The following is a 24691-nucleotide window of genomic DNA, read 5'->3' as shown; positions in this document are numbered from 1 at the left end:
GCACTCTGGACCTTCGCAAACAAGCTCCCCCGCGTAACCAGTCTACGCAGGGGCGGCAACTCTCCGTCTGCGCCTTACGGCCTTACATTCCAGTCACGGAGGGTAAGCTCGGCATCGTCGGACAGCGTGAAGCGGCCATAGGCGCCGGTTTTCAGCTTCAGCGTGTCCTGCTGGCTGGCATCCGGCTTCAGGCCGCCAGCCGTCAGCGCGAAACGGGCGATGCCATTGCTGGTCACGATGAGGACCGGTCCGGGCGTACCGGACTTTACCAGTTTGGCGAACAGGCTCTGCCACTGGCCCTCGATGGCGACCGGGTCGAACCGCCAGCCGGGCGGCGGTGTGGCGCTCCGTTCCCAGGCGTCGAGCGCGTTCTGTCCGATACGGGCGATCACCGCGTCTTCTGGCTGGTTTTCATCCGGGCCATAGTCGATCTCCCGCAGGAAATTGCCAATCTCCAGCTCAGGGGGGCTCGCCTGCGCGGCGAGAATGGCATCAGCGGTCTGCCGGGTACGTTTCAGAGGGCCGGCAATGGCCTGCGTGAAAGCGATGTCCTTAAAGTGCTCGGCAAGCGCGCCTGCCTGAGCGGTGCCGGAAACCGACAGGGGCAAGTCAGTGCGCGCGCCGACGCGGGTGACGGTATCGCCCTTGTCGAATGTATTGCCGTGGCGAACAATATAGAGGTCGACAGCCATCAGCGCAGGGCCTCCATCGGGTCGCCCTCAGCGGCGATCAGCGTTTCGGCAAAGCGCGCATCCTCTGGCGTATCAATGCCCCACATCGCGTTTGCGCCGGGCTCCACCGCGACGGTCAGAATGCTCATCCCGTTTTCGAGGAAGCGCAGCTGCTCAAGGCCTTCAAGCGCTTCATAGTGGCCAACAGGCAGGCTGGCGAACCGGTCCAGCGCCGCCATCCGAAAGCCGTAAAGCCCGATATGGCGGAAGACCGGCGAAAGCGGGCCTTCCGCGCGCAGTTCCTCTTCCTTGCGGACGGCCGGGATGATCTGTTTGGAGAACCAGAGCGCCATGCCGTCGGTGCGGCGGATACAGCTTGTGCCGCTGAAAGGCTCGCGGATTTTCTGGTCACGTATCGTATCGAGCGCGGCCCAGTCGAGCTGCACGACCGGCGTGACGACATCTGCGTCCGTGGTAGATGCCGCTTCGATGAGCGCGTCCAGATAGGCGGGCGGCGTGAAGGGCGCGTCTCCCTGCAGGTTCAGAATGAAGTCTGGCGCTTCGCCTTGGGTGCGGGCGGCGGCAAGCGCGCGGTCGGTGCCCGATGCAAGGTCCGGGTCCGTCATCACGGCGGGCGCGCCGATCTCGTTTGCATGATCCATGATTGCCTGATCATCGGTAGCGATGACATAGCTCACATCGCTGCGCGCGGCGGCCACGCGGGCGGCGACGTCCGCGACCCGCGAGACGAGCGAATGTCCCGCAATCTTGTGAAGCGGCTTTGCCGGAAAGCGGGTCGACCCGATCCGGGCAGGGATGACGATGAGTGTTTTCATGGGCGGGCAAGCTAGCTGATGACGCCCAGCGGGTCTGCGCGCGGCAGCCGGTTTCGTCAAGCGGGGGCCATGGTCCAAACAGCACGCATATCGTGCAGGTTTAGCAAAACCCCGTGTCTGAGTTGACCGTCCCTACATTGTTGGCGCAAGTCCTGCTTGTTACCTAACCGACTGTTGCGCAATTCCGGATATATCATGACAGACCTGACCCATCTCGACCGGCTTGAGGCTGAGAGCGTCCATATCCTGCGGGAAGTGGCCGCCTCGATGCAGAACCCGGTGATGATGTATTCCATCGGCAAGGACAGTTCCGTCCTGCTGCACCTGGCGCGCAAGGCGTTTTATCCCGGGCCCATCCCGTTCCCGCTGCTGCATGTCGATACGACCTGGAAGTTCAAGGAAATGATCGCCTTTCGCGATGCGCTCAATGATGATCCGCAGACGGAGCTTCTGGTTCATATCAATCAGGAAGGCGTCGAGCAGGGCATCGGACCGTTCACGCATGGCTCTGCGGTCCATACCGATGTGATGAAGACGCAAGGCCTCAAACAGGCGCTCGACAAGTACAAGTTCGATGCGGCCATTGGCGGGGCGCGGCGCGACGAGGAAAAGTCGCGCGCCAAGGAGCGGATCTTCTCTTTCCGTTCGGCCCAGCACCGCTGGGACCCGAAGACCCAGCGCCCGGAGCTCTGGTCGCTCTACAATACCCGCATCAAGCCCGGCGAGAGCGTGCGGGTCTTCCCGATCTCGAACTGGACCGAGCTCGATATCTGGCAGTACATCTATCAGGAGAATATCGACCTGGTGCCGCTCTATTTTGCCGCCGAGCGTCCTGTCGTGGAGCGCGACGGCATTATGGTCATGGTCGATGATGACCGCCTGCCATTGGAGCCTGGCGAAACCCCGCAGATGAAGAAGGTGCGGTTCCGCACGCTTGGCTGCTATCCGCTGACCGGCGCTGTGGAATCCTCTGCCTCGACCGTCACCGAGATCATCGAGGAAATGCTGCGCACCACGACCTCGGAACGCGAAGGCCGCGCCATCGACAAGGATGCGCCCGCCTCCATGGAAATGAAGAAGCAGGAGGGGTATTTCTGATGCCTGCCTATGCTGCCCCGCAATTTGCCGATATCGAGACCTATCTCGACAGCCAGCTGAAGAAATCGCTCCTGCGCTTCATCACCTGCGGCTCTGTCGATGATGGTAAGTCCACGCTGATCGGCCGGCTGCTTTACGAGTCGAAGATGATCTTCGACGACCAGCTTGCCTCGCTGAAGAATGAATCGAAGAAGTTCGGGACGCAGGGCGAGGAGATCGACTTCGCGCTTCTGGTCGACGGGCTTGCCGCCGAGCGCGAGCAGGGCATCACCATCGATGTCGCCTATCGCTTCTTCTCGACCGACCGGCGCAAATTCATCGTCGCCGATACGCCCGGCCATGAACAGTATACCCGCAACATGGCGACCGGCGCCTCGACGGCCGACCTTGCCATTGTGATGATCGATGCGCGCAAGGGCGTGCTGACGCAGACGAGGCGTCACAGCTTCATCGTCTCGCTGCTGGGCATCCGCAATGTCGTGCTCTGCATCAACAAGATGGACCTTGTCGGTTATGACCGGGGCGTCTTCGACGAGATCGAGGCCGACTACCGCGAATTTGCCGCCGATTTCGGGTTCGAGACGATACAGGCCATCCCTGTCTCCGCTCTGGCTGGCGACAATGTCGTCGCGCCCAGCGCCAACACGCCCTGGTATGACGGCCCGCCGCTGATGGAATATCTCGACACGGTCGAGATCGCCTCGGACGTGCAGGACCAGCCCTTCCGCATGCCGGTCCAGTGGGTGAACCGGCCGAACCTCGATTTTCGCGGCTTTGCCGGGCAGATCCTTTCAGGGGCGCTCAGGCCCGGTGATGGCGTCCGCGCCCTGCCATCTGGCAAGTCCAGCAAGGTCGCCCGTATCGTCACCATGGGCGGTGATCTCGATGAAGCGGTCGAAGGCCAATCGGTCACGCTGACGCTGGAAGACGAAATCGACGTTTCGCGCGGCGATGTGCTCTGCGCTGACCAGGCACCTGCCGAAGTCTCAGACCAGTTCCAGGCGACGATGCTCTGGATGTCGGACGCCGCCATGCTGCCGGGGCGCTCCTACATCATGAAGATCGGCGCGCGTGAATGCCAGATGCAGGTCACCGAACAGCGCTACCGTGTGGATGTGAATACGCGCGCCCATGAGGCGGCCAAGACGCTGGATCTCAATGAGATCGGCATCGTCAATATCGCCCTCGACCGGGAGATTGCGTTCGATGCCTACAAGGACAATCGCCGCATGGGCGGGTTCATCGTCATCGACCGGATGACGAATGAGACGGTCGGCCTTGGCCTGATCAATTTCGCGCTGCGCCGCGCCTCCAACATCCATCGCCAGTCCATGGATGTCGGCAAGGAGCTGCGCGCCTCCATGAAAGGCCAGAAGCCGGTCATGCTGTGGTTCACGGGGCTGTCGGGCGCAGGCAAGTCGACCGTGGCAAACCTTGTCGAGAAGCGGCTCGCCGCGATGGGCAAGCACACTTATACCCTCGACGGCGACAATGTCCGCCACGGCCTCAACAATGATCTTGGCTTTACCGATGCCGACCGGGTGGAGAATATCCGCCGCGTCGGCGAGGTCGCCAAGCTCATGCTGGATGCCGGCCTCATCGTGCTCGTCTCGTTTATCTCGCCCTTCCGGGCCGAGCGGCGGATCGTGCGCCAGATGGTCGAGGATGGCGAGTTCTGGGAAGTCTTCGTCGATGTGCCGCTGGATGTTGCTGAAAGCCGCGATGTCAAAGGCCTCTACAAGAAGGCGCGCGCCGGCGAGATCAAGAACTTCACCGGCATCGACAGCCCCTATGAAGCGCCGCAGGATCCTGAAATCCATCTCGACAGCGACAGGCTGAGCCCTGAAGCGGCCGCCGATGTGGTCATTGCAAGGCTGGAGCAGGCAGGGCTGATCGGGAGTTAGAGGCGCGGCAGACGCGGCGGGTTCAGCTGTCGCGGGAGAGGCTGGTGCCGGGTGCCGGATAGCGCCGGGCGCGCCAGACATGCGGGCGCCTGCGGCTGAGCGTGATCGGGCTCCAGTGCATGGCGCGGGAGATCTGCCAGCTGGACAGTTTCTTCTCGCGCTGCACCTTGCGGCGGGCCTTCATCGTGCCGCCAAACCGTCCGAATGCTTCCGACAGGCCGCGCCTTATCGACTTTGCGCGCGGCTTTCCGAAAGCTGAGACATAGAGATACAGCGTCAGCAGAATATGCCCGGGCATGCTGGCGATCAGGAGCAGGAGCGGGGTGTTCTTCAGATAGGTGGTCAGCCGGTTGCGCGTGCCGAGCCGGACGGTGAAGTCGCTCTGTCGGCCGGTGATCGCGCTGCCATGATGGCCAACAATGGCGCCGGGCACGAATATGCAGCGCTCGCCCTGCAGGCGCAGGCGATAGCCAAGATCGACATCCTCGCAATAGCAGAAATAGCTCTCGTCAAAGCCGCCGGCAGCCTCGAATATGTCCTTTCGGATCATCGCCGTCGCGCCGCAGGGCGAAAAGCACTCGCCTTCTTCCGGCAGGTCGCTTGCCTTCGCGCCGAAGCCGCCCCGCCATGGAAAGCCGAAGACCGAGTAGCAGTCGCCTGTGCCGTCGAGCCGGTCAGGGTTTTCGGCGTCGAATTGCGCGCTGGCAAACTGTGTCACGTCCGGATAGCGGCGGGCCGCATCGGCGAGTTTTTCGATCCAGTCTGGCCGCGGCTCGGTGTCGGGATTGAGCAGGATGAGCCAGTCGCCGCGCGCCTCGCGCACGCCGGCATTATTGCCGCCTGCAAAGCCGAGATTGTCGTCCATGCGCATCAGGCGCGCGCCCTCGAGGCCCGAGAGATCCAGCCGGTCGGCAGACCCGTCCGTGGACGCATTGTCGACTATGAGGACTTCAACAGGCTTGAGGGTCTGTGTTTTCAGATGGTCGACCGCCGACTGGATATAGTCGCCGCCATTGTAATTCACGATGATGACGCTGGCGCGGAAGGGCGAGGCGGCAACCAATGTCTGCAACTCCGGTCAAGCAAGCCAGAACATGGTTTGCGAGGGCTGTCGGTGTCCAGGCCGGACCAGAGGAAGCCCCCTGATCCGGCCTGGATGCTCTGTATATGGACCTAGAGCGCGGCCTTCACAGCCATGGCAATGGTTTCCTCATCGAGGCCGACCGCCTTCAGCACCTGGTCATTGGTGCCGGATGGCGGGGTCAGGTCGAGGCCGAGGCGGATGAATTTCCGGTTCGACAGGGCGCCTGCTTCGGCAAGGGCGGACGCGACGGCGTCGCCCTGACCGTAGCGGCGATAGTGATTGTCGATGGTCGCGACCAGTTTTGCCTCGCCGATCGTCTTTGCGAGCCACGCGCCATCCACCATGTTGAGGAAGGGCAGGGAGATGACGGTCGCATCGACGCCATTGCCCGACAGAAGCTCTGCAGCTTTCAGCGCCTGCGCGGTGCCGACAAGGCCCGAGGCGATAAGAACGGCGCTGCCATCGCCCTTGCGCGCGACGCGGCCCTGTCCGGCTACAGGCGTCCAGCTGCCATCGGCGTCGTAAGCCGTCTCATAGGGAATCGAGACAAGGCGCAGGAAGGACGGGCCGTCATGGCTGTTGAGGCACCAGTCGAGAAGCGGCGCGACCTCGTCCGGATGGGCCGGCTCGACCATCGCCATTTTCGGAATGGAGCCGAGGGCCGAAATCTCGCGCACCGACTGGTGCGAGTGGCCCGGGCCGCCCGGCAGCGCACCCGACAGGCCGCCGACATAGACGATCTTCGTATGCTCTGTGGCGTTGTTGTAGATTTGCTCGTTCGGCCGGGTCGAGAGGAAGCAGGAGAAGGAATGCACGACCGGTAGCAGGCCTTTCAGCGCCATGCCGCCAGCCTGGCTGACCATGTCCATCTCTGCGATGCCGCACTCGATGAAGCGGTCCGGATGCGCATCGCGGAACGGCTCCAGCCCCATGTCGAGGACAAGGTCGGCGTCGAGCGCGACCAGCTTGTCATTGCGCTTTGCCTGATCGAGCAGGGCGGCCGTATAGGACGGGAAGAGCTTGACCGGGTTGCCGCCCTGCGGGGCCGCCGGGCGTTCGATGGTCTCGAATTCCGGCTCTGGCAGGCCAGCAGCCTTGTGGCCCTCGAGAATGCGGGAGATGAGCTCCTGCGCGCCGCGCGTATAGTCCTCGGCCTGCGGGGCGCCGGAATGGAACTGGAAGCGCTCGACATCGCTGTCGACGGAGACGCCTTCCATGAAGCTGACGCCCTTGCCCTTGACCGTGTTGGCGATGATCACGCTTGGGCGCTTCTCGTCCTCGCGGGCCGCATTGAGGGCGGTGCGCATCGCGTCGAGGTCATGGCCGTCAATGCTCTGCGTGTGCCAGCCGAAGGAATTGAACTTGGCTTCAAGGTCGCCAAGGCTGGACGTGCGCTCGACCGAATAGTCTGACTGGATCTTGTTGTGATCGACGATCACGGTGACTTCGGCGACGCCGTGATTGGCGGCTGAGATCAGAGATTCCCAGATCTGGCCTTCCTGCAGCTCGCCGTCGCCCGTCATCACATAGATGCGGGCCGGCTTGCCCAGCATGCGGTTGGCGAAGGCCATGCCCTTGGCCTTGGAGATGCCCATGCCAAGCGAGCCGGTATTGGTGACCATGCCAGCCACACCGACATCCGGGTGGCCTGGCAGGCCATCAATCTTGCGCAGCTTGTGGATCTTGTCGAAGGGCAGGACGTCGAGCGCGGTCAGCACGGCATAAAGGCCGGGCGCGTCATGGCCCTTGGAGGAGAAATAGAGGTCTTCGCCCTTCATCTCATTGAGATAGAGCCAGGCGACGACATCCATGCTGGAAAAGCTCGATCCGATATGGCCGGAGCCTGCATTGGCGATCATGTAGAGCGTGTTGAGACGCGCCATGTCGGCGAAGATGCTGGTGCGCTGCTCAGCCGAGGCGTTGCACGCCTGCACGCGGTCAAAGGCAGGCTTGTCGAGATAGTAGAGTGTGCCGGAGACGGCTTCGGTAATCAGGTCACCCATGGTGTCGTTTCCTCAAGTCTTCTGGTCAGGCGCCTTGCCAGGCGGATTGTTCGATTTTCGGCAGCTCGGCTTCGCCATCCTCGACCATCATTTCAAGCAGGCGCCAGTCGCGCGGCGAGTTGACGTCGAGACCTTCGGAGCCGCTCGTCAGGAAGGGGGTCAGCACTTCGCCAGCGATCGTGCCGGCTTCCAGGGCGACGCGCGACCAGGCGATTTCAAGGCTGGCATTCTGGGCATAGACGCGCGGCAGGCCGGGATACTGGGTCGAGTGATAGGGCGTGATCTCTTCAGGCTGCATCGGCATCAGCGGGTGCATCCGCTCACCGCGCACGACCCACATCTTGCCGGGGTGCTGCGCGCAAGGCTCGACCGCGCGCAGGCTGTCGACGCCGGTCTGGCGGGTGAACTGGTCCCAGGCGCGCTGGATCGTGGACGGCAGACGGCACGGGCTGGTCGGGCGCAGCAGGGCGAAGGCGTCATAGGCCTCGCCCTTGTCGGCAAACCAGCGCAGCGCATGCTGGATCCAGTCAATGTCCGGGGACTTGTCGCCTGAATATTCCGGCGGGCGCATGAAAGGCGTCTCGGCGCCATAATGGCGGGCGACCTTGGCATAGTCATGCGAGTCTGTTGAGACGATGACGCGCCCGAAAATACCGGACTGCTTGGCCGCCGCGATCGTATAGGCGATCAGCGGATGGCCCATGAGCGGCGCGATATTCTTGTGCGGCACGCGTTTGGAGCCCGAGCGGGCCGGGATGAGCGCGATACAGCTTGGGGAAGACGCCTCTGCCATGAGCCTAGAGCCGTCCCGGCTCGGTGATGAGGTAGATGTCTTTCAGCTCTGTATAGACGTCCAGCGCTTCAGTGCCGGGCTCACGCGTACCATTGCCCGAGGCGCGAAGGCCGCCGAACGGCATGTGCGGTTCTGAACCGAACGTACCCGCATTGACGACAGCGACGCCGGTGCTGAGTTCTTTGGTGAAGGTCCAGGCGCGGTCCCAGCTTGTCGTGTGGATCGTGCCGGTAAGGCCGTATGGGCTGTCATTGGCAAGCGCGACAGCCTCTTCGAAGCTGCTGACCTTGTAGATCGCGCCGACCGGGCCGAAGAGCTCTGTTGTCGAAAGGTGGGAGTCTGCCGGGGAGCCTTCGATCAGTGTGGCCTGCAGATAGAAGCCGCCCGCGAGGTCGCCGCCGATACGCTCGCCGCCGCAAAGCACCTTGGCGCCTTCGCTCTTGGCGCGCTCGATGGCGCTCAGCATGTTATTCAGCTGGCGCTCATTAATGACAGGGCCAAGCTCACAATCGTCGCCGACACCGGCCTTGAGGGAGTTTGCCTTGGCCACGAACGCGTCGACGAACTTGTCATAGACGGCGTCCATAACGATGAAGCGGCTGCCCGACGCGCAGCGCTGGCCCGCATTGGAGAAGGCAGAGAGAGAAGCCCAGTGAACAGCCTTTTCAATGTCGGCATCGTCGCAGACGATGAAGGCGTTCTTGCCGCCAAGCTCCAGCGAGACCTTTTTGAGGTCTGCGCCTGCCTTGCCAGCGATTTCTCGGCCGACACGGGTCGAGCCGGTGAATGAGATGACGTCGACATCCTTGTGAGCAGTCAGCGGCGGGCCGACTTCCTGGCCGAGACCCTGGACGACGTTCATCACGCCTGCAGGCACGCCTGCCTCAATCAGGGCGCGGGCCATCCAGTCAGCTGAAAGCGGGGTGTCTTCTGCAGGCTTTAGCACGACGGCATTGCCGCAGATAAGCGCCGGGAAAACTTTCCAGGCAAAGTTCGGGGCCGGCGTATTTGCGGCGGCGATCAGGGCCGCGACACCGCAAGGCTGGCGGACCGTCATGCAGGACTTGTTCGGCGCGCCGGACGGCATGGTGCGGCCGAAGAGGCGCTGGCCTTCACCGGCATAGAAGCGCCCACACATGACAGATCCGGTTGTCTCGCCCAAGGCGGCAGACAGCGGCTTACCGGCTTCTTCAGCGACGATCTTCGAAAGCTCTTCGGCGCGCGCTTCGATCAAATTGCAGGCGGCGTGCAGGATCTGTCCGCGCTGGACCGCAGGCGTATCGGCCCAGGCCTTCTGCGCGGCCTTTGCGGCGGCGATGGCCTTCTCGACCTCGTCTGCGCCGCCATGGTGCAGCTTGGCGATGGGCTGTCCGGTGTGGGGGCTGAGGATGTCAGACGTGGTCTGACTGGCAACGGCCTCTCCATTGATCAGGGATTTCACGTTCTGCGGATCGAATGAGTCCAGCAATGACAGCTCCTGTGATCGTCTTTATTTGCGCCGCGGCGGCGCGCGTCCCGGTGCTAGCCGATTAAAGCCAGCCCCGGCAAGGTCAATTGGTGGCTCCTCAGCCGTTGGCCGCTGCCGCGAGCTCGTCTTCCGTTTCCGCAGCAGGCTCTTTCATCACAATCGTCCCGGACACCGGCTTCAGCTTCACGCCGGGAAGGGGGACCGAGAATTGCCCCTCCATCAGCTCTGGCTTCAGCCTTACCGACCGCTTTGTATTGTTAAGAATGACGAAGGCGTTTTCGAACTCGCGGATATGGACATGTTTGGAATAGGGCACGCGCTTGGTCAGCGCTTCCCCCAGATCGGTCGCCCATATGTCAAAGTAAGGCTCGCTTGAGTAGATGTCGTAAGCTGCTGTCGGGTGCGTATGGTAGAGCGTGTCGTAGCGTCGGTCTGCATACAGAAGAAAGAAGCACGTCGCATACGCTGCGAGATGACGCTCTATACCGTAATTGGTTTTCTTGAAGCGCGTCGTCCAGCCTGGAATGACGTCTTCGGTGCCATGAAACCTATAGGTTCCGGACTTGATAATGTGCTGGCGCTTGAAGTTGTGTGAGTTCTCGAAAAACTGACCTAGTCGCTCGTAATAGTCGATCCCGTCTTTCTCATAGTTGCGCCATTCCCAGCGAAAAGGCTGCTCCCACATCATGCCATGGCAACTCTTTGTGAACTGGCGCACAAGCTGCGGCTCGGTCACAAGAATGCTGTCCAGCATGGTGCCGTTCAGGAACAGCATTTTATTGTTTTTCTCGAGCAGCTCGAAGAGCTCCATGAAGAGATTGATCTGGTGTTCCTGAAAGTTTGGAAACCAGTCTTCCGGCATGTCGTGCACCAGGTGCGGTGAGCCGAACGCATAGCGCCGCACAGCATAGTCAATGAGAACGGCGCCGACATCGTTCGTGATCATCATTTCCAGAACGCGCTCACAGAGTCTCGTGCGAACCTCGGGGCGGCGGATATCGAAAACATGTCCGTGGGCAATGAGACCCTGGCCATCGACAAAATTTAGTCGGTCCTTTGGATCCCGGCTGTCTTCCGGTTTATGAACGAAATATTCTTCGGGCAGACCGGACGTCTTGCCGAAGAGATTGTGGTCGTCATAGTTTAGAACCGCATAAGCGATGAATTTCTTCGTGAGGCCAATCGTACTGTAGAGCTCCCGCATTTTATGAAATTCGGGCATACTCATATTAAGTCGGCCAACATTTTCATCGTAATGAAAGCCGCTGGTCGAATAACCGGAATAGTGCGTATAGGCGCGAACCACTTCCTTTGTGCCCATCATGGGAACCGCAACGTCGCCGACCTGCTTCCTCATATAGCCAAGAAGCGAGCCGGTCATTGTCCGGATATACGGGTTGGGCGCCGTTCGGGTGATCCAGGGATCACCGAACGGGTTCAGCAACAGCTCCGTTTTGGACTTCTCACGGGGCCGATAGAATTTTCTCAGGCTACTGAACCGTCTGAGCTTCATATCCTTTGCGGAACATGACTCTTTTTCGACGCCATCCTTCGGTGGGAAATCACTGTCCGGATCTGGCGGTGGAAGTGGGGCCGGCGGTTTGAAGAAGTTCTTGATGTTGTCAAACATATCAGCGCTCCAGAGGGCTGCCTGTAGTCGGCGCGTGTTCCGCCTCGAAGACGAAGGGCACGCCTGTAAGGATTCCGTCAGTGATTGTGTCGAGACCTGGCCAGTTTCCCGGGGCGAGGTCATCAACGCTAGGTAGACCGATATCGAACATTGCGCCAGTGCCGTTGGGCTGCAGGAAAGGCAGCGGGATCATCCGGCGGAAGAAGAAATGGTAGGCATAGCGCAAGGCCCGCTCCCGGTCCGGGGCCCATTGGCCGGGCGCTGCCGGTAGCTGATCGAGCAGCTCGAAATAGTGCGGCTTGTCGCTGGCGTCCTGCGTCACGCCCTTGTTGCGGATCCAGGCTTCACCGGCCACGATCACCGGCTTGCCGAGCGGGGTCAGCTCGGTGCCCATCTTGGTGCCGTAGATAATGACCACATTGGACGCGTGGGCCAGCGCATAGGTGCTCGCATCCTCATCGGGTTCGATGATGTGGATATGGCGCGGCAGGTCCGGAAAGGCCTTCTTCACTTCGTCCACGACACGCTGGCGGGACGGGATGGCACCGCGCACTTCGGCAGGGTGGACGCGGATAACGACTTCAAGGTCAGGCCGGTCGATGAAGTAACGGATCGAATCGATGATCCAGTCCTTCATGCCGGGAAAGGCATTGGCCGGATAATGCAGCTGGGCGTCCCACATCACATTGGTCAGCATCGAGACGATCGGCTTTGAAAGGTCTATACCCTTCTTCTCGGCAAAGGATTTGAAGTCAGAGTCCGGCTCTTCGTGAAAGTAGATCCAGTCCTTGCCGCCGCTGGCCCGGCTTTCGAGATAGGCGCGGACTTCATCGCGCGCGCGTTCGGAAAGTTCCAGCTCCTGCCAGGTTTCGACAGGCTCACTCATCATCGTGTGATGATAGGTGTCGTCATGGCTGAAGATGAAGCAGTTCTTGCGGTAGGCCACGACCCAGGTCACGACGCGCACGCCCGCCTTGCGGCAGACGTCTGCGGCGATGCCCTGCGGGCTGTAAATGCCATGATGAAGCACGACGACATCGGGTTTCCACTCGGCAATGATCCGCTCATAGACCCGCTTGGTCAGGATCGCGCCTTCCAGATAGCGCCGCTGGACCTCGTCGGCCCGCGGCTGTCCTGCAAGGTCGCCTGTCGCATAATAGCGAAGCGCACCGGCCTGCGCATGTTCACCGACCGCGATGCCATCAAGGGTCCATTCAGAAAGCGAGGCAAGATCAACCGAAGCGGCAAGATTCTGTGCGTCGCGGAAGTCTTCCCTTTTCAGATAGTCGGAATAGCGAAACTCAGGCAGCCCCATCGGGCGATGGTTATTGGTGCCGCGATTGAAACAGGCCTTGCAGAGCCGGTTTACCAGACCAAACTCGGCGATCATGTCCGGCGGCATGGCTTCACTATAGGTCGCCATAAGGCAGGCAGGCATGGAGCCATCGCAGAAGACACGGCCCACCTGCGCACCGGCCTTTGTGAGGCCAGCGGCAAGGACGCCGTCCAGATTGGTGACCGCGCCGTGCATGCCGGTATTCGATCCGATCAGGACGCGCGGGCCGCTGGCTGATTTGACGTCAGCTTCCCAGCGGCCTTTCGAGGCCGCGATCAGGTCCGGCCATGACGGAAACCCTTTCTCAGGCCGAAAGGGTTTGGCCGCACCCGGAAAGCGCGGTGGTGGTTTCAGCTCGGCCATTACTTCCCCTCGGGTCGGGCTGGTGAATTTCGGTAGCTGACTAGAACTTGCGGATCGCAAAGCCCACGCCGTAGCCGACATCGGTATAGGTGTAGGCCGAGAAACGTGGATTCTCTTCAAGCATGCGGCGCCAGACAGCGCCGAGACCGGCGACGTTCGGGTTGCAGGTATCGTCGAACAGGACAGCCCCGCCGATCGAAAGGCGCGGCAGGACGTCTGCGATGTCTTCGGCCGCACCCATATTCGAGTGGTCGCCATCGACCGTGATGAGGTCGAAATACGTGTCCGGATTGTCAGCAAAATACTGCTTCAGGGTCTGGTGCGAGTTGCCGTTGACGAATTCGCGTTTGCCCTTGTGACCGATCTTGTCAAGCTCATTGTTCACATGGGTCTGGCCCGGATTGTCCATGCCGGCATAGTTCTCGACCCACATGTCAAACATGGCGACATGCGCATCAGGACGGACGCTGGCGAGCGCGCAGACGCTGCGGCCGCGGCGAACGCCGATTTCGAGGTAGCTCGATGGTTTCAGGTGCTCGGCAAGACCAAGGACGGCGGTGACGATGTCGACATAGCCCCAGTCGTCGCCATAGCGCTCCAGACCAAGCTTGTAGTAATCCTTGAGGAACAGGATGTACTCGTCAGGGTCGAGACGACCGAGAAGCGCGGTGGCCTGTTCGAGGTAGCGGCGGCAGTCGCGTTCGATGACATCACCGATAGAATTCGCGCCAACCATGACCGGCGGATACCATTCGGTCTTGCCTTCTGCGAGCGGCGGGGAACAGGCAAATTCCGAGCGCGGCACCTGGGTCGTGTAAACCGGTGTCGGCAGAACGGCCGTATCCGGCAGCGGGCCAAATCTTTCAGCCTTGGTACTCATGAGCCAATTCCTCTTAACTGCGGGCCGGGCTGGCCGCTTCAATCTCTTCAGGTCTGAGTTCGCGCACAACGCGTGCGGGATTTCCAGCTGCCAGTGTATTGGCTGGCAGGCTTGCTGTCACGACCGAGTTGGCCGCGACAATTGTGTTGTCGCCGATCGTCACGCCTTTCAGGACGAGACTATTGAGGCCAATCCAGCAGCGCTTTCCAATGCGCACAGGGGCCTTGCCGATTTCCAGTGGCACGAAAACGCGCTTGTCGCCAAGCATGCGCCGGAACTGGATTTCGCGCTGATAGGCATTGGTCGGGTGCGAATCATTGTCGAAAATCTGCACTCCGTGGGCCAGCAATGTGGCTTCGCCGACACTGATTTCCTCATGGGCAGATACAATTACGTGATCACCAATATAAACGAACTGACCGATTCGTATCTTGCCGCCGGTTTCGTTTCGCACGCAGCCGCGGATGGCTGACGGGCCCTCGATCACAACGTTTTCCGGCTTGTCGCCATTGATCAGCCGGGCACCCATGCCAAGCAGGACCCCCTCGCCGACGCGGGCGCCATCAGAAAAGCGCGACCAGATATCGAAGAGCTTCTGAGCGTAGTCCTTTGGAGTGTCGCCAGCGAAATTCGCCAGCGCCTGTTTCGCCGCGCGGAGAGAGCCGACCCTGCCGAAAACAGGCCCGTCGGCAAAAGCATGATCCTCGGGGTACAACGCGCCTCGCACCGGCAAAATACTCCATTAACTGACGGTTGCGCGCCTTCATAGAGACGGCGCTTCTGACGGGCAAGCGATTGAAGCTGCTAAATTCAAAGGCGTGTCGAAGTGCCGGGCTGGCTTTACGCGCCTCGCGACAGTCGATAAGTCCGCCTTTCCCGAAAGCTGAGCAAGGTGGGAACTGGCATGCGCATCGGGCTGCGTATCTTTTATAACCCGGCATGGATGGGCGGTGTGAACTATGTTCTCAACATCGCGCGCATGTTGAGGTCGCTGCCTGCCGCTGAGCAGCCGCAAATCGTCTTTCTGACAAGCGCGCCGCAAGCCGAGCAAATTGCCACCGAGCATAGCGCCCTCGCAGATGAAGTCGCGCCTTTCTCCAGGGCCAATGACCTGTCGCTCGATTTCGTCTATCCAGCGACGCAGCTGCCGGAGGCCCCGTTTGGCGCGCCATGGGCGGGCTGGATCCCCGACTGGCAGTGCCAGCATTATCCTGAGCTATTTCCAGCCGAAGAGCAGGCCCGCCGTTTCCTTCAGTATAGAGAGCTTGCGCGTGGCCCGGCTGCCTGCGTCTTTTCCAGCCGGCAGGCGATAGACGACACGGCGAAACTCTTTCCCGATTTCGAAAAGGATCACTGGAAGATATTTCACTTCCCGGCGGTCTTCGATGATGCATTCTGGCAGTCTGACGGGACGGACACAGAAGCCGTGCGCACGCGTTTCAGCGTGCCTGAAAACTATCTCATCGTCTGCAACCAGTTCTGGCGCCACAAGAACCACCTCCAGGTGGTCGAGGCCCTTGCCGCCAAACCAGGCCTTGATGTCCACGTCGTCATGACGGGCGCAATCGAGGACACGCGCTGGCCCGATTATGCCGCCAGCATCCGGGAATTGCTGGCCCGCGAGGATGTCGCCCGCCGCGTCACCATCACAGACCGGATCAGCCGCGATGAGCAGCTGGCTCTCCTGAAAGGTGCGCGCGGCTATGTTCAGCCGAGCCTCTTTGAAGGGTGGAGCACTTTTGTCGAAGAGTCTCGTGCTCTGGGCTTGCCGGGGCTCTTGTCGGACATTCCGGTTCACCGCGAACAGTCACCCGAAGGCTGCGTCTTCTTCGACCCAAATAGCGTCGCCTCGCTGGCGGCCGCGCTCGAGGCGTTCATTGCCGCGGGCCCTGACCGACCGACCCTCGCAGATGCTGCCAAGCGCCACGACGCCTATGTTGCTGACCGGGCCCGCACTTTCATGGAGATCGCGCAGTTCACGTCGAAGCGCTTTGATCCCGAGCAGCATGATGCCGCCGCGATTATCGCAAAGGCCGCGCCCCGAATATATGACGAGATCGGCAATCTGCCCCAGGTCACACAGGAGAGCTTCGAGCGCTGGCTCGGCAATACACGCCTCTCACTGCGAGAAAACCCGGAAGACCTTGCGCGGATCGCTGGACTGATCAGCGAACAAGACACGGCTTTTGCAAAAAAGAGCGAAAAGCTGCTGGTCCAGGCAACGCTCGCAAAATGTTCACCGGAGGTTCGCCAGCGTTTCATCGATTACGCCCCTGCCGGTAATGAGGGCACCCACAAGGAAGAGATCGCCCGCATGCAGTCGGCCATTGATTCCCCCCATGCGCGCGCGCAACTTGCGTCGCGAAACTTCTTGTTCCGGCTGAAGGACTTTGTCCGCCGGAAATTCCGGAGCTAGTCCGCACCACATGTCTACACAATCGACCCGTGAAGTGATCCATATCCGGCCAGAGCGCCCGGTGGGTATTCTCAGCCTTCCGGAGATCTGGAAGTTCCGGGTCCTGCTGGCCCAGATGATCAACCGGAATATCCGCTCGCGTATCCTGAACTCGCCGATCAGCATTGTCTGGGGCTTCATCCGCCCGGCGATCATGGCGGCGGCGCTTGTCTATATTCGCCATATGTCGTCGGCCAATCTCGGCGCGCAGATCCCGTATACGCTCTTCATCTTCAGTGGCCTATGTTTCTGGTTTCTGTGGGCCGAAATGGTGATCCAGTCGGCAAACTCGCTCAAGCTCGATTCCGGCATATCGAAGAAGGTCTACTTCCCGCTGATCCTCAGCCCGATTGCGGTTGTGGCGGCGCGCTGGGTTGATATCTTCATCATTTCCGGCGCGGTCATCGCCTTCCAGCTTTATCTTGGCGTGCCGATGTCGCTGGACCTGTTTGCCATGGTCCCGGTTATGTTCATCATGTTCCTGCTGGCCTTCGGGATCGGGGTGCTGTTTGCCGGGCTCCAGCTGATACACCAGGACAATTCGAAGTTCCTTGAAACCGCCGTCTATCTCGGCCTGTTTCTGTCGCCGGTCCTCTTTTCAAAAGAGATCCTGCCGGAAATCATCCAGACCTATTACAACCTCAATCCGATGGTTGGCGTCCTTACCGGTATCCGCGGCGCGCTCTTTGCACCAGAGAGTGTAGACTGGATTTCGCTGGGGGTTTCGGCGCTGATCGCGCTAGGCTTTACCACAATTGGCTTGTTGATCCTCGACCGGGTCGCAAAGAATTACGCTGAGCGAGTATAATGGCTGATACCTTGCCCCAATCTGCGCCGGAAGCGGTGACGGTGGAAAGCGACCGGGCGCTTGTGATGGATGTCCAGAACATCTCCAAGCGCTACCGGATGACGTCGCCCGTTTCGCGCACCGACAAGGACGGCAACACCTATAAGGATAACTATTTTCACGCGCTGAAGGATGTGAGCTTCAAGGTCTTCGCGGGCGACCGGCTCGGCGTCATGGGGCACAACGGCGCCGGCAAATCGACCCTGCTGAAGATCCTGTCGCGCGTCGTGAACCCAAGCGACGGAGAGGCCTTTATCCATGGTCGCGCGACGTCCCTGCTTGAAGTCGGTACCGGCTTCAATCCGAAGATGACGGGCAAGCAGAACATCTATCTCAATGCGGCGCTCCATGGCCTCAAGCGCAAGGAAATCGATCTCCGCATGGAGGAGATTATCGCTTTCTCGGAGCTTGGACGTTTCATCGATGAGCCGGTAGAAACCTATTCGACGGGCATGCGCGCGCGCCTTGGCTTTTCGGTGGCCGCCCATCTCGACCCTGACATCCTGATGCTGGACGAAGTTCTGTCTGTCGGTGACGCGGCCTTCCAGAAAAAATGCCTGGTGCGCATGGACGAAATTACCGGCCACGACCGCACGCTGCTCTTTGTCTCGCACTCAACCGGCGCGATCCGCCGCTTCTGCGATCGCTGCATCTGGCTCGATCATGGCGAGGTCATCATGGATGATGACGTCATGACCGTAACAGAGGCCTATGAAGCACAGATGATGAATGTCGCGGCGACCTATCAGGCGCCGCAGAAGGCCGAGAAGACCGAAGACAAGGCCGGTCATTCGAAGGCGGACAAGAAGAAGGTCCCAGCTGGCGTGCTTGCAGCAACAGATGACGATGACGGCCCTGGCGCCGAACTCGTCTCGGCAAAGGTGCTTGATGAGGTCGGGCAGGTGGCGCGATCGGTCAAGATCGACCATCCGAGCGCAATCGAGATCGTCTATGATGTGCTGAAACCCGATATGCGGATCGAACCTGCGCTACACGTCAAGAACGAGATCGGCGACCTCATGTTTGTTGTCGCCTTCACCGATGACGATTTTCCGGGCGCCATCAACACGCCTGGCCGCTATCGCAGTGTCGCCAAGATCCCGCCGAACCTTCTGAATGAAGGCCTGCATTATGTAACGGTCGTGATGGTGACAGCTGACCCTCTCACCCGTCATCAGTCAGTCGATAATGCCGTGTCCTTCTCGGTCTATGAAGCGCAGGGCGATGATCTGAAACGGGCGCGCGGCCGGTATTCGCGAAACTTCCCGGGCGGCCTGCGGCCGCGGATGGACTGGTCGACGGAGCGCGAATGATGGTAGGCGAAAGTACAACGGCGCTGTTCGACGCCGACAATTACATTGCCATTAACGAGGCCCGGTGGACGATTGCTGACCGGGCGCTGAAAGCGCTGCGCGCTTCGGGGATGACGCTTGAAACCGCGTATGATTTCGGCGCCGGTCCAGGCTGGTTCGCAAAACGCCTCAAGCAGTCGAACCTTGATGTCCTCGCGCTCGAAGGGCGGGAAGATGTGGCCGAGGCAGGCCGGCAACGTGCGCCGGGATGTGAGTTCGGCGTGCTGGATTTTGATAATTGCGCGACGAGCGAGGCGCTGCCGCCGCGCGATTTTTCTCTTTCTTTTGGCATTCTCTACCACTTGGAAAATCCCCTGCGCGCCCTTCGCATGATGGGCGCGATGACCGGTAAGGTGATGCTTCTGGAAACCATGGTCGTTCCAGACGCCGACTTTATCGCCCGGGTGGCGCGCGAAAATCCGAATGAGACCCAGGGCATTCAGCCGCTGGCCATGATCCTCAGCCGTGCAGCGCTGGCGCGCGGCATGTGGGCGGCCGGTTTCGGTCATGTCTATAGGTGTACGCTGCCGATCGATCATGACGATTTTCGCGACCTCGAGACCCGCCATCCGCGCCGGGGTCTCTGGCTGCTGAGCCGCGAAGCCGTCAGCATTGAAGGCTTCGCCCCCATCGAAATCGAGGAGCCGCGCCGTGCCGACTACTGGCGAAAATAGTGTCTCTCCCGGTCTTGTGATGATCGCGGGTGGTGGCGGGTTCCTTGGAACGGCCACCGCGCGGCTGATGGCGTCGCAAGGCTGGAAGGTGGTCACGCTGGGCCTCGGCGCGCCGCAGGGCGCTTTTGTGCGCGAAGGCCGCGTCCATCATGCCGAAGGCCTGATCCAGCGCCAGCTTTTCCATTCTGCGGTCGCCGAGCATGGCAAGCCCGATGTCATCATCCATGCGGCGGGCGGGGCCTCTGTTGGCCGGTCATGGGATGATCCGCGCGGTGACTTCAACCTGTCGGTCGGCAGCACGGTTGAGATCCTCGACTTCATTCGCGAGGAGGCTCCCAAGGCGCGGCTTGTGCTGGTCTCCTCGGCAGCGGTCTATGGCAATCAGGGCAAGGCGCGCCTCTCTGAAACCGACCCATGCGTGCCGATGTCGCCTTATGGCCTGCACAAACATGTCTGCGAGGAGCTGGTCACCGGCGAGGCGCGGATGAACGGCCTTGATGTGTCGATTGTGCGCCTCTTCTCGATCTATGGAGAGGGCCTGCGCAAGCAGATCCTCTGGGACATCATGCGCCGCATGACAGCCGACCCCGAGACCACGCTGGAGCTATGGGGCAGCGGCGAGGAGACGCGCGATTTTGTGCATGTCGATGACGCCGCCGCTATCCTGGCGACGCTGTCGGCAATGCGCGGAGACGGCAAGGTTCGCCTCTTCAATGGCGGGAGCGGAACCGCTATTCGTGTGCGCAATCTTGCCTCGATGCTTGTCAGCGCGGCCGGGTATGAGACCCCGCTCACCTTCAATGGCAAGGCGCGGTCGGGCGACCCGCAGCATCTCGTCGCCGACGCCGGGCATTTGCGGGATACGCTTGGCTTTTCGCCAAAGGTCAGCCTCGAGGCGGGATTGAAACGATACGCAGACTGGTACAAGACACAACAGTCCTGAAAACTATAGGAATAATCGAATGACGGATGCCGTCCTGTCCATCGTCGCCGGTACGTATAATCGCTGTGACCAGGTCCAGCGGCTGGTCGAATCTGTCCAGCGCGAAACCAAGGTGCCTTACATTCTGTACGTGACGGATGCGGGCTCGACCGATGGCACGATCGAGTACCTGAAATCGGTAGAGAGCGAGCGCGTGCGTCCAGTTTTCGTAGGCAAGCTGCTTGGTCAGGCGCGCGCCTATAATGACATCTTCATGAAGATCGACACGCCCTATGTCTGCTGGGTCAGCGACGACAATGAGATCGTTGATAATGGCTTGGACAAGGGGGTGCGCATTCTTGAGGCCAACAAGAAGATCGGCATGGTCGGCCTCAAGGTGAAGGACAAGGAAGGCCCGTTCGTAAAGGCGCCCTATATTGGCGGGGTCTCAGGTATCGGCATATTGAACGTCAATCAGGGCATGTTGCCGACAAAGGTAATGCGCGCCGTTGGCGGCTTTAGTGAAGAGTTTCGGGACTATGGTATCGACCCGGACCTCACTGCCAAGGTGCTCTTTCTTGGCTTCGATGTCGTCTATACGCGCGACGTTACTATTCACCACTATCGCAACTGGGCTGAAGACAAGGAAAGCGAAGACTACAAGAAGCTTCAGGCCAAGCATGAGCGTTTTCACGATCTCTACAAGAAGAACTACGCTCAATATGACGCGCCAAGCCGGACCTGGCGGGTGAAGAAACGGGCCTGGGAATGGGCGCGGACAAGGCTTTCCAAGCGGTTTGACCTGTCGATGAATTCATCGACGCCGATCTTCAGGAATATTCCCCGAGACTATTATAATACGATGATGGCCAAGCATATCGGCTTGCTTGATCCATTGCTGACGGTGGGCAAGGACTATCACCTTCGCCAGCGCTATCGGGGCCGCAAGCCGAGCATCCAGCTCATTGGCGAGCCTGGCAATAATAGTTGATGGCTAGCGACGCCGGCGACCAGCGGGCTGAATGGCTGGCAGCGGAAACGGCGGCGAAATCCAGTCGGAAACAATACTGGCGATCCGCGATTGCGGCCTGTGGAAACAAAACGCCTGTCCTCCTTTTTGGGGACAGCATTTTCTCCGGCGAAGTGGAATTTCGGCGGTGTCCCAGCGGTGTCCCAGCGGTGTTTCTGCCGGTTCTTTTTCCCGAACTGGGTTTGAACCGACTTTTCGAGACCTCCGGGAAGGGGCTTTTTGCGCTCCATGCCGGGTCAGCAGATGACGGCGATGCGGTCGATGCGCTTTTCGACCTGATCGGGGAGCGCGAGGATATCCGCTTCGCAATGCAGGATAGCGGGCCCCGGCCCTCCACTGCGAGGACACTTTCGGCCTTGGCCTCAGCCCGGCTCGACCGGCTTTCTGACCAGTCGGCAAGGGGGCTTGTTCTGACCTCGGCGACCTCCTCAGTGGTGGTGGAACGCTTCGACTGGTCAAGGCCGGTTCTGGACGAGGGGCGGAGCCCCAATGATGTTGTGAAGTCGGTCGCTCGCGAACGACGCGTTCCGTGTTTCGATTTTGCTCGCCTGATGCGCGAACTTGGCCTTGAGTTCGGCGAGGCGGCTCTCTTCCAGGTGGACGGGGTTCACCTGTCGCTAGCGGGGCGGTTGGTGCTGTTTGGGGCAGTTTTCAAGGGTCTGACGGGCGATATGCCGGCGCTTGAAAGCCTCGCGGCAGACCTTGCCGAAGGCTGGTCGCAGGCGGGGACGGACGAGGCGCTGTCCGCCAGTGACCTTCCCGGTTTTGCCAGGCGCGCCGCGCAGATGATCGGCGCCATGGACTGAAGCGTCCGACCGGATGCCCGTCGGGGCTAGGTTTGCGGTCTCAGTCATTCCGGAGCCATCCATGGACCAGACCCCGCGCATCGGCCTTTCCTATCTTGCTGCCAATCAGGCAATGAAACACGTCACCCTGAACGAAAGCCTGCGGCGGCTTGATGCGGTCGTGCAGCTCAGCGTGGTCAGCCAGACGATCGTCGCTGAGCCCGAAAGTCCGGCCCCCGCAACCTCCTATATCCTGCCGGACAGCAAGACCGGAACGCACTGGGCTGGATTTCAAACTGGCGCGGTCGCGAGCTTTCAGGATGGGGCCTGGTTCGAGATTGCGCCGCGTGAGGGCTGGCTCGCCTGGATAGAGGACGAGGCGTCTCTTTTCGTGCTGACAGAGAGCGGCTGGGAGGCCCTTCAGGAAGCGGGCGGCGGCCCATTCGAGACGCTGGGTATCAATAGCGCAGCCGACACGACGAACCGGCTGACCGTCTGCAGCGATGCCGAACTTCTGACCCATGATGACGTGACACCGGGAACCGGTGATGCCCGCAAGCTGATCAACCGGGCAAGCGCGACCAAGGTCGCATCGGTTGTCTTCCAGACGGGCTTTACAGGCGAGGCCGAGTTCGGACTGGTCGAGAATGGTGGGTTCGAACTTCGCACGAGCAGCGATGGTACCCTGTTCAGCACGGCGCTTTCTGTCGACACAGCCTCAACCAATGTCGGGGTGGGCGGTTCGCCAGCCGGACGGTTCTCTGTTTTGGACCAGAGCGTTGCCACCAATGAACAGCCGACCTTGAGCGTGACGCGTGACGGGTATTTCGCCACCGCCTATCTCGATACATATGCCGACGCGGCGACCTATTCGTCCTTCTCGATTCAGCGCCGGGCGCGCGGAAGTCTTGCCGCCCCGCTCGCGGTGGAAGAGGGCGACTGGTGCGGCGGGTTCTCTTTTCGCGGGCGATCTGCGGCGGGTGACTGGGCTCAGCGGGCGCTGGTCAACGCAATCGTCGATGGCCCTGTTGCGGCGGATGATGTTCCCATGGCGATGGGGTTCTGGACCGGGGCTGGCGGTCTCGCAGAGCGGATGCGGTTAACTTCATCAGGGCGTGTGGGTATAGGGACAACGACCCCGACCGCTGCCCTGGACGTTGCCGGCGCCGTGCGGGTTGGAGCCTTCGCGTTAACCGACATTCCAGCGGCGGCAGAGGCGGGGTCGGGGGCCATGATTTACGTTGCCGACGCACCGGCTGGCGCGACGCTAGCCTATAGTGATGGCAGCGTCTGGAGGGATGTCTCCACCCGATCTACAATCTGAGGTCAGAACTTGCTGTCTTATTCATGATTGGTCGATTGAAAACGCCCATGAAACGGGCTAGCCCTTCCCGCGAACTTAGCAGGCGGAGGCCATGAAGGCTTTCGGGAGAGAATGAGGGTATGGTCATGGCTAACCGTGAACTGGTCGTCGACGGAATTACTATTAATGATGACAGCGAGATGTATGTCATCGCCGAGATCGGTCAGAACCACGAAGGTGACGTCCAGAAGTGCAAGGACCTCTTCGACGCTGCAAAGGCGGCGGGTGCCCACTCGGTAAAGCTTCAGAAGCGTGACAATCGCTCGCTTTACACCAAGGCGTACTATGACGAGCCCTACAATTCCGAGAACGCTTACGCGGCCACCTATGGCGCACACCGCGAGATGCTGGAATTCAGCCGTGATGAGTGGGTTGAGCTTCGCGACCATGCCAAGAAAATCGGCATTACGCTGTTCTCGACCGCCTGGGACTATAAGAGCGCGGACTTCCTCGAAGACCTCGACATGCCAGCTTACAAGATTGCGTCTGGCGACCTGAAAACGCTGCCGCTGATCAAATATGTCGCCAAGTTCGGCAAGCCGATGTTCATCTCGACAGGCGGTGCGTCGCTCGAAGATGTCCAGCGCGTCTATGATGCGATCATGCCGATCAACCCGCAGATCTGTATCATGCAGTGCACATCGGGCTATCCGCCGACCTTCGAAGAGCTGAACATCCGCGTCATTGAAACATATCGCGAGAAATTCCCGAACATTCCAATCGGTTTCTCCAGCCATGACAGCGGCATCGCCATGGCCATGCTTGGCTATATGTGCGGCGCGCGTGCCCTGGAAAAGCACTTCACGTTGAACCGTGCCTGGAAAGGTACCGATCAGGCCTTCTCGCTGGAGCCAAACGGCCTTCGCCGCCTTGTTCGCGACCTTCAACGTGCCAAGACCGCCCTGGGCGACGGCGTGAAGCGGACCTATGCGTCCGAACACGCGCCGCTAATCAAGATGGGCAAGAAGCTTTGCGCGGCGAGCGACCTGCCAGCCGGTCACACGATCACAGAAGCCGACATCGCCCTGAAGTCGCCAGGCGACGGTATCGCGCCTTACTTCCAGGACGTGTTCATCGGCCAGACACTGACCAAAGCGGTTGCCGAAGACCAGGCCTTCACCTTCGAAGATGTTGGCCTCACGGAAGCCTCTGCGAACGAAGCCCTCGAAGCCCTCGAAGCCTGATTGGTGAGAGGGT

The 24691-nt window shown here is 60.6% G+C and carries 21 protein-coding genes; 11 read left to right on the top strand and 10 right to left on the bottom strand.

Annotated elements, in window-relative coordinates:
- Positions 1–74: 74 nt before the first annotated feature.
- Both F550_RS0110075 and F550_RS0110070 read right to left on the bottom strand, forming a co-directional pair.
- Positions 75–692, bottom strand: a complete 618-nt coding sequence (locus F550_RS0110075) for a histidine phosphatase family protein (RefSeq protein ID WP_018148431.1) — start codon at positions 690–692, stop codon at positions 75–77.
- A complete protein-coding gene (locus tag F550_RS0110070; RefSeq protein WP_018148430.1) occupies positions 692–1507 on the bottom strand; it encodes a 3-deoxy-manno-octulosonate cytidylyltransferase in 816 nt (271 codons plus the stop codon). Before F550_RS0110070 ends, F550_RS0110075 begins: the two co-directional genes overlap by 1 nt.
- Before the next feature lie 192 nt (positions 1508–1699).
- On the opposite strand from F550_RS0110070, the gene cysD reads away from it, so the two are divergent.
- Both cysD and cysN read left to right on the top strand, forming a co-directional pair.
- On the top strand, positions 1700–2605 hold the full coding sequence (gene cysD, locus F550_RS0110065) for a sulfate adenylyltransferase subunit CysD (protein WP_156808031.1): 906 nt from the start codon (positions 1700–1702) through the stop codon (positions 2603–2605).
- Positions 2605–4509, top strand: a complete 1905-nt coding sequence (cysN, locus tag F550_RS0110060) for a sulfate adenylyltransferase subunit CysN (RefSeq protein ID WP_018148428.1) — start codon at positions 2605–2607, stop codon at positions 4507–4509. The genes cysD and cysN overlap by 1 nt, the downstream gene beginning before the upstream one ends.
- Before the next feature lie 22 nt (positions 4510–4531).
- On the opposite strand, the gene F550_RS17520 is transcribed toward cysN, so the two are convergent.
- The 8 genes from F550_RS17520 to F550_RS17515 form a co-directional block, all read right to left on the bottom strand.
- A complete protein-coding gene (locus tag F550_RS17520) occupies positions 4532–5581 on the bottom strand; it encodes a glycosyltransferase family 2 protein (RefSeq protein ID WP_083910962.1) in 1050 nt (349 codons plus the stop codon).
- A gap of 101 nt (positions 5582–5682) precedes the next feature.
- On the bottom strand, positions 5683–7596 hold the full coding sequence (locus tag F550_RS0110050; protein WP_018148426.1) for a transketolase C-terminal domain-containing protein: 1914 nt from the start codon (positions 7594–7596) through the stop codon (positions 5683–5685).
- Positions 7597–7621: 25 nt separating this feature from the next.
- On the bottom strand, positions 7622–8389 hold the full coding sequence (locus F550_RS0110045; protein ID WP_018148425.1) for an acylneuraminate cytidylyltransferase family protein: 768 nt from the start codon (positions 8387–8389) through the stop codon (positions 7622–7624).
- A 4-nt stretch (positions 8390–8393) separates the two neighbouring features.
- Positions 8394–9857 (bottom strand): aldehyde dehydrogenase family protein, encoded by a 1464-nt coding sequence (locus tag F550_RS0110040; RefSeq protein ID WP_018148424.1) that lies wholly within the window; start codon positions 9855–9857, stop codon positions 8394–8396.
- Between the two features lie 97 nt (positions 9858–9954).
- The gene (locus F550_RS0110035; RefSeq protein ID WP_018148423.1) at positions 9955–11487 is read right to left on the bottom strand and encodes a hypothetical protein; all 1533 of its coding nucleotides are present in this window, start codon (positions 11485–11487) and stop codon (positions 9955–9957) included.
- 1 nt (position 11488) lies between these two features.
- Positions 11489–13186 (bottom strand): capsular polysaccharide export protein, LipB/KpsS family, encoded by a 1698-nt coding sequence (locus tag F550_RS0110030; RefSeq protein ID WP_018148422.1) that lies wholly within the window; start codon positions 13184–13186, stop codon positions 11489–11491.
- A 40-nt stretch (positions 13187–13226) separates the two neighbouring features.
- Entirely contained in the window at positions 13227–14066 is an 840-nt protein-coding gene (locus F550_RS0110025; RefSeq protein ID WP_018148421.1) for a class I SAM-dependent methyltransferase, read from the bottom strand.
- 13 nt (positions 14067–14079) lie between these two features.
- Complete coding sequence (locus tag F550_RS17515; RefSeq protein WP_156807905.1) at positions 14080–14793, bottom strand: acyltransferase; 714 nt, start codon at positions 14791–14793, stop codon at positions 14080–14082.
- 177 nt (positions 14794–14970) lie between these two features.
- Between F550_RS17515 and F550_RS0110015 the strand changes: the two genes are divergently transcribed.
- The 9 genes from F550_RS0110015 (at position 14971) to F550_RS0109975 (ending at position 24678) form a co-directional block, all read left to right on the top strand.
- On the top strand, positions 14971–16482 hold the full coding sequence (locus F550_RS0110015) for a glycosyltransferase (protein WP_018148419.1): 1512 nt from the start codon (positions 14971–14973) through the stop codon (positions 16480–16482).
- A 10-nt stretch (positions 16483–16492) separates the two neighbouring features.
- Positions 16493–17329: an ABC transporter permease gene (locus tag F550_RS0110010; RefSeq protein ID WP_018148418.1), complete on the top strand. Its 837-nt coding sequence runs from the start codon at positions 16493–16495 to the stop codon at positions 17327–17329.
- Entirely contained in the window at positions 17329–18681 is a 1353-nt protein-coding gene (locus F550_RS17510) for an ABC transporter ATP-binding protein (RefSeq protein ID WP_018148417.1), read from the top strand. The genes F550_RS0110010 and F550_RS17510 overlap by 1 nt, the downstream gene beginning before the upstream one ends.
- Entirely contained in the window at positions 18678–19394 is a 717-nt protein-coding gene (locus F550_RS0110000) for a class I SAM-dependent methyltransferase (RefSeq protein WP_018148416.1), read from the top strand. Before F550_RS17510 ends, F550_RS0110000 begins: the two co-directional genes overlap by 4 nt.
- Positions 19372–20337: an NAD-dependent epimerase/dehydratase family protein gene (locus F550_RS17505; protein WP_156807904.1), complete on the top strand. Its 966-nt coding sequence runs from the start codon at positions 19372–19374 to the stop codon at positions 20335–20337. Before F550_RS0110000 ends, F550_RS17505 begins: the two co-directional genes overlap by 23 nt.
- A gap of 19 nt (positions 20338–20356) precedes the next feature.
- Complete coding sequence (locus F550_RS0109990) at positions 20357–21307, top strand: glycosyltransferase family 2 protein (protein WP_018148414.1); 951 nt, start codon at positions 20357–20359, stop codon at positions 21305–21307.
- A gap of 221 nt (positions 21308–21528) precedes the next feature.
- A complete protein-coding gene (locus tag F550_RS0109985) occupies positions 21529–22152 on the top strand; it encodes an SGNH/GDSL hydrolase family protein (protein WP_156807903.1) in 624 nt (207 codons plus the stop codon).
- A gap of 61 nt (positions 22153–22213) precedes the next feature.
- Complete coding sequence (locus F550_RS18570; RefSeq protein ID WP_018148412.1) at positions 22214–23455, top strand: DUF2793 domain-containing protein; 1242 nt, start codon at positions 22214–22216, stop codon at positions 23453–23455.
- Between the two features lie 119 nt (positions 23456–23574).
- On the top strand, positions 23575–24678 hold the full coding sequence (locus tag F550_RS0109975) for an N-acetylneuraminate synthase family protein (protein ID WP_018148411.1): 1104 nt from the start codon (positions 23575–23577) through the stop codon (positions 24676–24678).
- Positions 24679–24691: the final 13 nt, after the last annotated feature.

Source organism: Henriciella marina DSM 19595, assembly GCF_000376805.1.
GTDB lineage: Bacteria > Pseudomonadota > Alphaproteobacteria > Caulobacterales > Hyphomonadaceae > Henriciella > Henriciella marina.
The sequence above is the reverse complement of the archived record's forward strand: the minus strand, read 5'-3'. Positions and strand labels throughout refer to the sequence as shown.